This is a genomic window from Streptomyces sp. N35 (assembly GCF_016464295.1).
Taxonomy (GTDB): domain Bacteria; phylum Actinomycetota; class Actinomycetes; order Streptomycetales; family Streptomycetaceae; genus Streptomyces.
This window is the reverse complement of sequence record NZ_JAEIMH010000033.1, coordinates 43890-54319: the sequence shown is the minus strand read 5'-3', so window position 1 is coordinate 54319 and position 10430 is coordinate 43890. Positions and strand designations below refer to the sequence as shown.

Here is a 10430-nt window from a genome sequence, read left to right as displayed (position 1 = left end):
CCGCCGACGAGGCAGCGGGGGCGGCGGGCCCGTGTGCGGACGTCATGACGTCACCCTCGAAGGGGGCCGTCAGACCGCGACCGGCTCGCGGTCACCGGCGTCGGCGACGACGCCCTGGACGCGGCGCAGCTTCTTCATCGGGCCGAGCTCCGACTCGTACACCTTCTTGACGCCGTCACCGAGCGAGGCCTCGATGGTGCGGATGTCGCGCACGAGCCGGGTCAGGCCCTGCGGCTCGACGGACGCGGCCTGGTCCGAGCCCCACATGGCGCGGTCGAGGGTGATGTGGCGCTCGACGAAGGTGGCGCCGAGGGCGACGGCGGCGAGCGTGGTCTGCAGACCGGTCTCGTGGCCGGAGTAGCCGATCGGCACGTTCGGGTACTCGGCCTGCAGCGTGTTGATCACGCGCAGGTTGAGCTCCTCGGCCTTCGCCGGGTACGTCGAAGTGGCGTGGCACAGAAGGATGTTGTCGGAGCCGAGCACCTCGACCGCGTGGCGGATCTGGCGCGGGGTCGACATGCCCGTGGAGAGGATGATCGTGCGGCCGGTCGCCCGCAGGGCGCGCAGCAGCTCGTCGTCGGTCAGCGAGGCGGAGGCCACCTTGTGGGCGGGCAGGTCGAACTTCTCCAGGAAGGCGACGGCCTCGGTGTCCCACGGGGACGCGAACCAGTCGATGCCGCGCTTCTTGCAGTGCTCGTCGATCGCGCGGTAGGCGGTCTCGTCGAACTCCACACGGTGGCGGTAGTCGATGTAGGTCATCCGGCCCCAGGGAGTGTCGCGCTCGATGTCCCACTGGTCGCGCGGGGTGCAGATCTCCGGGGTGCGCTTTTGGAACTTGACCGCGTCGCAGCCCGCGTCGGCGGCCGCGTCGATCAGCGCGAAGGCGTTCTCGAGGTCGCCGTTGTGGTTGATGCCGATCTCGCCGGTGACATAGACGGGGCGGCCGGGGCCCGCGGTCTTCTTGCCGAGGGTGCGCAGGCGGGAGGTGGAGGTCATGGCAGGTGGTTCCTTACGTGGGGAAGTGACGCTGGGGGGAAGAGGGTTCAGCGGGAGCCGAGTTCAGAGGGAGCAGAGTTCGGCGGGAGCGGAGTTCAGAGAGAGGGGCCGAGCATCCACGTCGCGATCTCCCGGATCGCGCCGTCGCCCCCGTCCTGGGTGGTGATGGCGCGCGCGGCGCCGCGTACGACGTCGTGGGCGCTCGCGACCGCCACGGGCCAGCCGACGAGGCCGAAGCACGGGAGGTCGTTGACGTCGTTGCCGACGTAGAGCACGCGCTCGGGCGCGACGCCCTGTTCCTCGCACCACTGCTTGAGGGCGAGGTCCTTGCGGTCGATGCCGTGCAGCACGGGGAGTTTGAGCTTCCGGGCGCGGGCGGTGACCACCGGGTTCTGTTCCGTGGAGAGGATCAGCATCTTCAGGCCGCTGTTCCGCAGCGCCGCGATGCCGAGTCCGTCGCCGCGGTGCACGGTGACGAACTCCTTTCCTTCCGCGTCGATCAGCACCCGGTCGTCGGTCTGGGTGCCGTCGAAGTCGAGGACGATGGCGTCCACGTCGTGGCGTGTAGGGAGGTGGGCGGGGGAATCGGCAGCCGGCGCGCCGGTCCGTTCGGCGTCGAGGAGCGGGGCCAGCGCGCGGGCCCGGGCGAGATCGTGCGGGTCGTCGATCTCCAGGACCCGGGCGGGGTCGGTGCGCACGAGCTCCGTACGGCCGAAGAAGCGGTGGCCGGCCTCGCGGAAGCCGGGCACGGTCATCGCGTAGACCGCGCCGGTCTCCAGGAGGTCCTGGGGGCGGTCCTGGCGGCGGGGCCGGAAGGACTTGTCGTGGTTGACGCCGTAGCCGCCGGAGGTGGTGGCCGGGGCGACGACCGTGGTGGTGCCGCCTTGTGCGGCCATCCGCTGTTCACCGGCCACCGGCGGTTCGTCGCCCGCGTCCCGCCAGACGAAGCCGTGGAAGGGCGCGACCGTCAGCGCGGTGTCGGCGCCCTCGTCGATGACCGCGGCGGCCACCTTGTCCACGTCCTCGCGGACCAGGAACGGGCTGGTGCACTGCACGAGCAGCACCACGTCCACGGCCGCGCCGTGCAGCGCCTCATGGGCGTCCAGGGCGTGCAGGACGGCGGCCTCGGAGGTCGCGGTGTCACCGGCGATCGCGGCCGGACGGAGCACCACCTCGGCGCCGGCGCCACGGGCCGCGGCGGCGATGGCGTCGTCGTCGGTGGAGACGACCACATCCGTCACATGGCGCGAGGTCAGACATTCGCGCACGGCACGGGCGACGAGCGGCACTCCGCCGACGGGGCTGAGGTTCTTCGCGGGTACGCCCTTGGATCCGCCGCGCGCGGGGATCACGGCGAGCACCCTGCGTACCGGGCTGGTCGTCATGGACTGATCTCCTTCAGGAGCAACGGAGTTGGTCACGGCAGCGGAGGTGGTCACGGCGACGGAGGTGGTCACGGCGACGGAGTCGGTCACGGCGACGGAGTCGGTCACAGCTCCCCCATCCGCCGGATCACCGGCGCGACGCGCTGGACGCCGTGCCGGTAGGCGCCGCGCGCGGCCTGCCGCACGATCTGGCGCACGGGTCCGGGCTCCTTGGCCGCGGCCTGCGCGCCCGGCAGCGGCCGGCCGTCGGGCGCGAGGTGGTGGCGGGCGAGGATGCCGGGCAGATAGCCGGGTGCGGTGGTGAGCGTGTAGTACGGGGCGAGCGGCGGCAGTCCGGGCTTCGCCGCCAGCTCGTCGAGTCGGGCGCGGGCCTCGTCGAAGGCCGTCTCGTACGCGCCGTCGGCGGCCACTCCCTGCCGGGCGAGCCACCGCTCGTCGGGCACGGGGACGTACCCCTCGTCGAGCTCGGTCCAGGAGGCGAGGCAGCCGGAGCCGGTGAAGTGGTGGTTGCCGAGCGCCTCGCGCACCCCGAGGTCGGTGAGGACCGCGGTGGGGATGCGCCGGTGCAGCGCTTCGAGCGCGGCCGTGGAGCTGACGGTCACGAGCAGATCGGTGCGGTCGAGGACCTCGCCCATATGCCCGTACACGAGGCGGCAGTTGGCCGGGAGCTCATGGCCCTTGGCCAGCTTCTGGTACGGGAGTTCCTCGATGTGCGTGGTGTGCTCGCCCGGCTTGGAGCGGAGCTTGATCAGCACCTCGCGCTCCGGGTGGAGCTTCGCGTGCCGGATCATCCGCTTCAGCAGGTACGTACGGTCCGCACGGCTCTCCGGTACGGAGGGCTGGGCGGCGAAGCACACCGTGTACGGGTCGTTCGGCGCCGTGCGGGGCGCCCCGCCCAGGAACGGCAGCGCGCACTCGGTGACCGCGCCGGCGTCGGCGCCCACTCCCTCGTACACGGCACGGAAACGCTCCGCGTCTTGGCGGGAGTTGGCGAGCACCACATCGGCGCCGTGCCGCAGGAGCAGTCCGTCGGCGAGCTTCTCGTAGACGACACCGACGTAACCGGTGACGACGACAGGGCGCTCGGGCCGGTCCGCCCACACGTTCGCGAGCCCGTGCAGCATCGCCTGGACGGCGCCGCCGACGAGGGCGAGGACGACCACGTCGTACCGCTCGCGCGCCCGCTCCATCTCCCCGAGGAACTCGACACCCGTGACCTCGCGCAGGACATCCGCCCGCACGCCCACTTCACTCAGCTGACGCGCGGTGGGGGTCGCACGCCCGCGCAACAGGTAGCCGTCGAGCCGAATGTCCGTTTCATCCCCACTCGCGGAACCCTCGGCCGCTACGATGCGCTGAGCGGTAAGGGCACCCCATTTCCAGCGGGTGTCGGAATCGGCGAGTACGGCAACTCGCTGCGTCTGCTTCTTGCTTGGCACGTCACAGACGCTAGGAAGTCATTCAGGACTCGGGCCGAATCGAAAAACAACAGAGGGTTAACAGCGCGCCGCCGAATGGCGAATCAGCCCAGGTCGAGGGCGGGTTCACATGATTGCCACGCTTCGTTCATCCCCCATTTCCGTCCGGGCCAAGCCTCATGAGATCCGGACACCTAATGTCCCCCGGGTGGTTAAGTTCTCCGTCATCGTGCCGTTCTACAACGTCCAGCAATACGCGCCAGAGACCCTCAGAAGCCTGTCTGCGAACGCGCGTTCCGATTTTGAATTCATTCTCGTGGACGACTGCTCCCGAGATGGAACACCCGAGCTATTGGAGCGTGCGGCCAAGGAGATCCCCGGTGTCGTCCATATCCGGCACGAACAGAACGGCGGTCTGGCCACCGCGCGCAACACGGGCCTCGACGCGGCACGCGGCGAGTATCTGACCTTCCTGGACGGCGACGACTGGGTGGCCCCCGGCTACTTCGCCCGCCTTGTCGACGCCATGGACCAGCTCGGCTGCGACTTCGTGCGGACCGACCACGTCCAGTTCACCGGCCGCAACCGCACCATCCACCGTGTGCCGCACGGTCTGCGGGACGTCGTGATGCCCTCGCGCGAGGTCATCCTGCCCGCGCACCGCTCGACCTCCGTCGACTACGCGTACGCCTGGGCGGGGATCTACCACCGCCGGCTGCTCGACAAGGGCGTCCTGCACTTCATGGACGGGCTGCGCACCGCCGAGGACCGGCCGTGGATCTGGAAGCTGCACCGCGAGGCCGAGTCCTTCGCGGTCACCGGACTGCTCGGGGTGTTCTACCGGCGCGGGGTCTCCAACTCCCTGACACAGATCGGCGATGTGCGCCAGCTGGACTTCATCCGCTCCTTCGACCGTGTCCTCGCGGACACCGCCGAGGACCCCGAGGCCGACAGGTTTCTGCCCAAGGCCGTCCGTACGTACTGCGCGATCATCGCCCATCACCTGGGCACCATCGACAAGTTCGAGCCCCAGGTGGCGAAGCGGCTGCGGACGCTCGCGGCCGCGGCGCTCAAGCGGATGCCTCAGGATCTGCTCACCGACGTGCTCGACTCCATGGACCACGAGCGGTCCACTCAACTTCGCCGGCTGCGCAGGCGCCCGGTGTCCGCCGGGGAGGCAGCCTGATGTCACAGAAGCCGTTGGCTGTACGGGAGTTCAGAACCACGCAGCTGTTCTGCGCCTCCACGCTGTACGGGGCCGCGACCCTGGCCGCGGCGCTCGACGCGGACTGCTTCGCACCGGCGGACCGGCGGGTGCTCGTCGTCTTCACCAACACGATGACGCCCGAGACCTCCACACCGCTCGACGAGATGCCCGGCTTCGAGCTGCTGCGCACGCGGTTCGACGCGGTGGTCTCGTACAACGAGGCGATCCGGCCCTTCCACCCCGGCGACTGGTCGCCGCGCCCGGACGATGTGCCCCTGTGGGAGCGGTACTTCCGGATGCTGTGGCGGCTGGGCGATGACCGCATAGAGCTCGCCGTCGAATCGCTCCAGGTCAACCCGGCGCTCGCCTTCTGCCAGATCTTCCACGGCGCACCCATCCATGTGTACGCGGACGGCCTGATGTCCTACGGCCCCACGCGCAACAAGCTGGACCCGCTGACCGGCACCCGGGTGCGGCGGCTGCTGCATCTGGATCTGGTGGCCGGGCTCAAGCCGATGCTCCTGAGCGAGTTCGAGGTCGAGCCGGAGATCATCCCGTCCGAGGCCTTCCACAAGGTCCTCACCGAACTGGGCTCCTCACAGGGCGACTTGGACCTCCCAGCGGGGAATCCCGCCCTGCTGCTCGGCCAGTACCTCTCGGCGCTGAAGATCCTCTCCGCCGAGGAGGAGGAGAAGCTGCACGTCCAGATGGTCAAGGGCGCGTACGACCGGGGGCATCGGCGGATCGTGTTCAAGCCGCACCCCTCCGCGCCCGAACGGCAGGTCCAGCTCCTCGAGGCCGAGGCGGAGAAGCTCGGCGTCGAACTGACCGTCCTTGACACCCCCGTGCTCGCCGAAGTGGTCTACCAGCGGATGCGGCCCGCCCTGGTGGTCGGCTGCTTCTCGACCGCGCTGCTCACCGCGACCGCCCTGTACGGGATCCCGGTCGCGCGGGTGGGCACCGAGCGGCTGCTCGACCGGCTCGCCCCGTTCCAGAACAGCAACCGCATCCCGCTGTCCATCGTGCACGCCCTGCTTCCGGATGTGGCGGACGTGGCGGACATGGCGGACGCGACGGAGGCGACGGACGCGGCCGGGGTCGAGGCGCAGAAGCTCGGCACCGAGCAGCTTTCCGCGCTCCTGACGGCGATCGGTTTCGCGATGCAGCCGCAGATCTACCCGCAGCTGCGGCCCGCCGCCGAGGCGTATCTGGCCGGGCACCTCGACGACGAGACCTGGAAGTACTTCAAGCGCAAGCGGCTCACCTCGCTCGGCCTGCCGGGCGGTCTGCCGTCCAAGCTGAGCTCGCTCTCCCGCAATCCCACCGCGCGCCGGGTGGTGCGCCAGGCCAGGCGGCTGCGGCGGGCGATGTCGAAGTAGCCCGGCGTACGCGAAGGGGCGGGGTCTCAAGGACCCCGCCCCTTCCGTCCGTTGGCTCGATGATCAGCTGCCGAGAAGCGTCCGCAGTTCGGCCGCGTTCGCCTCGGTGACCTTCCACAGCTCCTGCTGGCGCCCGTGCACATCGGCGACGCTCGCCGCGTGGTCGCCGAGCAGGGCGCCCGCCGTCTCCAGGAGCCTGGCCGCGAGATCGCGGTCGTGTACGGAGACACCCCACTCGGGCCGTTCGATGTCGCGCAGGAAGTACGCCATCTTCGGGTGCGAGATCAGGGAGACGATCGGCGTCCCGCAGCCGAACGGGATCATGCCCGCATGGCCGCGCATCCCGATGACCAGCTTCGTTCTGGCGTACAGATCGAGGATCTGCGCGTTGTCGAAGTCGTACATGCCGATCACGGGCAGCGAGATGCCGTGCTCGCGCCGCAGATCGAAGGCGAGCTTCTCGTCGTCGAGCGAGTGCGCGACGCACTTGACCTCGGCGAGCTCGCCCAACTCGCGCACCGCCGCGGCCATTTGCGCGAGGAAGTACCCGTAGTCATGACCGAAGCGCAGCCCCGCACGGTCGTAGGCGGCGTTGACGAGAATGGTGTCCTCGCGTGCCGCCGGGTCCTGCCAGCCGCTCACCATCTGCCGGGTGACGGTCGTGGGACAGGGCTGGAAGCGCACCTTGTCGTGCAGGTGCGCGGGCAGCATCGCGCGGACCTTCTCGATCGAACCGTGGTTGCGCAGCCCGAAGAACGAGGACTTCTCGACGAGCAGCCGCAGCGAGGACCGGAAGCGCTCGGCCCGGTAGGACTGGCCGTCGAAGGCGTTGAAGCCGACGGCGAAGACCGCGACGGGTACGTCGATACGGTCCAGGAGCTCGTCCGGCACGTTCCACTGCCAGGCGCTGTTGCCGTTCGGCATGGTGTCGGGGATGAAGAGCCCGCCGCCGCCGATCACCAGACCGCGCCGCGCGTTGACCCGCCGCAGCGCCGCCTCGTCGAAGAGCCGGTGGGCGTGCACGGAGTGCCAGCGCCGCGCGCTCGTGTCCTCGCCCCCGACGGCCAGCCGGACGCTCTCGGGCAGCAGCTTGTCGCCGGCGTTGCCCTGGCGGTCCATGTAGAAGGCCACATGCGCGAGTTGGTCGCCGGCGCTGCCCGTCTGCTGCTCCGGTACGCCCGTGGTGCGCTGATGCCACAGCCGGCTCGCGCGGTGGGTCGGGTCCACGGTCAGACCTTCACGGGCGTACGCACGTGCCGCGTCGTCGTCGCCCTGCACCCACGCCGTCTGCGCGAGCCGGCTGAACGCGGTCGCGGCCCGGTTGGGCGCCGCGGTCGCGAGCAGGAGCCGGGCGCGGGCCTCCGCGTAGCGCGAGACGCTCATCAGGGCGTGCCCGTGGACCTCGTGCGCCCAGGCGTCGTCGACCGGGAGATCGGCCCGCTCCAGTATGTCGACGGCGGCCTGGAAGTCACCCAGGCCGATCTGGGCGAGGGCTACCTTGCGGGCGGTCACGGCGTCACGGGTGCGGTGGACGTGGGGGGTGCCGTAGTGGATGAGCAGGTCGCGGTGGAGGCCGCTCCTGGCGAGGAAGGCGGCGTGCAGTTCGGCATCCGTGAGCTCGTACTCGGCCCACCGCTCCTGCGCCAGGCCATAGCCCGACTCACCTCCCTGCCAGGGCTTGTGACGGCCCGTGAAATGCAGGATGGAGGTGTCCTCGGGCACCGGCCTGTCCCCGGAGAGACGCCGTTTGACGAAGTTGTAGCGGGGGTCGAGCTTCAGGTAGTCGCCGTCGAGGATGGCGTTGAGGATGCCCTGGTCGTGCTTGTCGAGTTCGTACGCCCCGCTGCGGCCGACCTCGTCGATCCGGGAGCAGAACTCGTCGGTCAGGAATTCCTTCTGGATCACGAGCAGACCGCTGTTGAACTTGCGGTTCATATCGTTGAAGAAGAACTGGGGTACCGCGCCGAAGCCATGGCGCAGGGTGAGAAGGTCACCGATGGGGCCGAGGACCACCATGTCGGTGTCGAGCGTGATCACGGTGTCGTAGTCCCGGACGCGGAACACGTCCAGGATGAAGTACGCCTTGCGGACCAGGTAGTTGTCCTGGTCGCCCTTCTCGTACGCGTCGTAGTGGCCGGCGTTCACCCGGCGGAACCGGACGCGCGGGTGCAGGGCCCTGATGCGCGCCACGGAGTCGGGGCGCAGCCCGTCGTGCAGGACGAGGAAGTCCTCGCAGATGTCCGGGTTCGACAGGGCGAGCGAGCGCAGCAGCGTGAGGAACCCGGGCAGATAGTTCTCGTCGACGAAGCTCGCGAAGGCGATACGGCGCTTGCCGGTCAGGGCGGAGGCGTCGGCGGTGGGCGCGCTCACGGGCGCGGACGTGGTGATGGTCATCTCAGGGAAATCCTCATGCCGTCGCCGGAGACGCTCTGGGCCCGCTCCATGACCCACGCCTTCTCGCTGCCGTATTCGTGGACGTGGGCGATGGCCAGCTTCATCGCCTCGGGGGTGCGGTAGGCGCCGCTCTCGTAGAAGTCGAAGCCGATCAGATCGATCGTGGGGCTGACGTCGAGGAAGTCGAGCAGCCAGAGCATGTTGAAGCCGGAGGTCGGAATCGGCGGCAGCTCGGCGGCGGCCTTGCCGCCGAGGTTGCGCACGGGCCAGCGCAGCGACTCGTCGTTCACGTACGTCTGGGCGCCGGGGATCAGCTTGTTGCGCACCGAGTGCTTCCAGTCGGCCGAGATGCCGCTGAAGACGAGGCGGGTCTCGACGTGCTGGTCCCAGTTGTAGAAGTGCTTGTGGACGGTGGTGTGGATGTCGGTGCGCTCACCGGTGTGCTTGCGGTCGATCCGGTACGAGTTGAAGCGGACCACCAGGTCGTACGCGTCGATCCCGGCGCCGAGGCGGCTCTCGGCCATCCGGCCCGAATTGGCGATCAGGCAGACGGACTTGCCGGTGATCCGGTTGCGGAACTCCCCCAGGCTCAGCCACTGCACGCCCCCGAACAGCGGGTCGGGGACGGGGCCGCGCATGCGGTTGCGGCGGGCGTTCGCGTACAGGGCGATCGCCTCGAGCTGGTCGGTGGTGGGCGAGGTGCCCGGGCCCGTCGTCAGCCCGAGGTAGTGACTCAGCGCCTCCTGGACCTCGTGATCGGGGCTGCCGGTGCGGTCCATGGCGAGGATCGCGCCGACCATCCGCGCCCGGGCGCCCGCCGGGTCGCCCGCGTCGTGGGCGGCGAGGCCGTCGGCCCAGGTATCGGTGGCCGGACCCGCGCTGAACCGCGCGGCGTCCGGGACGGTGCGGGCGAGCAGGGCGAGCAGTTCGGTGCGGGCCCCGGTCGCCGCGCGCATCCCGTCGACGCGGGCGCGCACGCCGTACCCGTCCTCCTTGGTCAGCTCCAGATGGCGCTCGTAGGCCTCGACCGCTTCGGTGGGCCGTCCCTGCGCCTCGAGCACCCGGCCTCGCAGCCGCCAGCCCGCACGTGAGCTGCTCCGGTGCTCGAGCACCGTGTCCGCGATGATCCCGGCCAGGGCGAGCTCGTCGTCGTAAGCGCAGCGCAGTGCCCGGTCGGCGACCGCGAGCGGGGCGCCGAGCAGCTGGTGGTCGAGCGGGGACGCGGGGGTGGCGGCCCCCTTGCCCGCGCCCTTGGGGCGGGCGGTGGCGCCGGTGGCGGCCGGGGCCGGTTCGGCCACCGGTGCGGTGCTCCACAGGACGAGCAACTTCCGCAGCTGCTCGGCGAGTTCGATGCGCCGGCGGTCTTCCGTGCCGACCAGTTTCCCGCTGTGCGCGGCGCACGCGCGCAGGCAGTCCGCCAACTCCCCGCCGCGTGCGCGCACCCGCTTGGTGAGGACCCTCGTCATGGTGCTCCCGGTGTCGTCATTCGTGACTACGTGTGGCTTTGCCTGTGGGGGAGACGGCTCTGCGTGTGGGGGTGCGGAAAAAAGTAGGAAGCGAAAGCGACGCCCAGGTGAACTGGCCACGGACAGCGGGACAATCGTTGCCCCGAGTGCGGAGTTGCCCGTTGAAACGCGTTTAACGTGCAGGA

The 10430-nt window shown here is 70.0% G+C and carries 7 protein-coding genes; 2 read left to right on the top strand and 5 right to left on the bottom strand.

Translation table 11 applies throughout. From position 1 onward, the window contains the following. Window positions 1–69 precede the first annotated feature (69 nt). From JAO81_RS19650 to JAO81_RS19640, 3 genes are all read right to left on the bottom strand, one after another. Complete coding sequence (locus tag JAO81_RS19650; RefSeq protein WP_165332779.1) at window positions 70–996, bottom strand: N-acetylneuraminate synthase family protein; 927 nt, start codon at window positions 994–996, stop codon at window positions 70–72. 95 nt (window positions 997–1091) lie between these two features. Then, complete coding sequence (locus tag JAO81_RS19645) at window positions 1092–2381, bottom strand: acylneuraminate cytidylyltransferase (protein ID WP_199549211.1); 1290 nt, start codon at window positions 2379–2381, stop codon at window positions 1092–1094. A gap of 104 nt (window positions 2382–2485) precedes the next feature. Continuing rightward, the gene (locus JAO81_RS19640) at window positions 2486–3820 is read right to left on the bottom strand and encodes a DUF6716 putative glycosyltransferase (protein ID WP_199549178.1); all 1335 of its coding nucleotides are present in this window, start codon (window positions 3818–3820) and stop codon (window positions 2486–2488) included. Window positions 3821–4007: 187 nt separating this feature from the next. On the opposite strand from JAO81_RS19640, the gene JAO81_RS19635 reads away from it, so the two are divergent. Beyond that, window positions 4008–4985: a glycosyltransferase family 2 protein gene (locus tag JAO81_RS19635; RefSeq protein ID WP_199549177.1), complete on the top strand. Its 978-nt coding sequence runs from the start codon at window positions 4008–4010 to the stop codon at window positions 4983–4985. After that, window positions 4985–6385, top strand: coding sequence for an alpha-2,8-polysialyltransferase family protein (locus tag JAO81_RS19630; RefSeq protein ID WP_199549176.1), 1401 nt, complete (start codon window positions 4985–4987; stop codon window positions 6383–6385). The genes JAO81_RS19635 and JAO81_RS19630 overlap by 1 nt, the downstream gene beginning before the upstream one ends. A 63-nt stretch (window positions 6386–6448) precedes the next feature. Here the strand turns inward: JAO81_RS19630 and JAO81_RS19625 are convergent, their stop codons facing one another. Together JAO81_RS19625 and JAO81_RS19620 are read right to left on the bottom strand one after the other, a co-directional pair. Further along, window positions 6449–8779 carry a glycosyltransferase gene (locus JAO81_RS19625; RefSeq protein ID WP_199549175.1) on the bottom strand — a complete coding sequence of 777 codons (2331 nt, stop codon included), beginning with the start codon at window positions 8777–8779 and terminating at the stop codon, window positions 6449–6451. Further along, window positions 8776–10245 carry a glycosyltransferase family 29 protein gene (locus JAO81_RS19620; protein ID WP_199549174.1) on the bottom strand — a complete coding sequence of 490 codons (1470 nt, stop codon included), beginning with the start codon at window positions 10243–10245 and terminating at the stop codon, window positions 8776–8778. The genes JAO81_RS19625 and JAO81_RS19620 overlap by 4 nt, the downstream gene beginning before the upstream one ends. Window positions 10246–10430 lie beyond the last annotated feature (185 nt).

Excerpts from the sequence above, each read along its gene's own strand:
- JAO81_RS19650 (WP_165332779.1), bottom strand. The coding sequence starts at position 996 with ATGACCTCCACCTCCCGCCTGCGCACCCTCGGCAAGAAGACCGCGGGC.
- JAO81_RS19645 (WP_199549211.1), bottom strand. The coding sequence starts at position 2,381 with ATGACGACCAGCCCGGTACGCAGGGTGCTCGCCGTGATCCCCGCGCGC.
- JAO81_RS19630 (WP_199549176.1), top strand. The coding sequence starts at position 4,985 with ATGTCACAGAAGCCGTTGGCTGTACGGGAGTTCAGAACCACGCAGCTG.
- JAO81_RS19625 (WP_199549175.1), bottom strand. The coding sequence starts at position 8,779 with ATGACCATCACCACGTCCGCGCCCGTGAGCGCGCCCACCGCCGACGCC.
- JAO81_RS19620 (WP_199549174.1), bottom strand. The coding sequence starts at position 10,245 with ATGACGAGGGTCCTCACCAAGCGGGTGCGCGCACGCGGCGGGGAGTTG.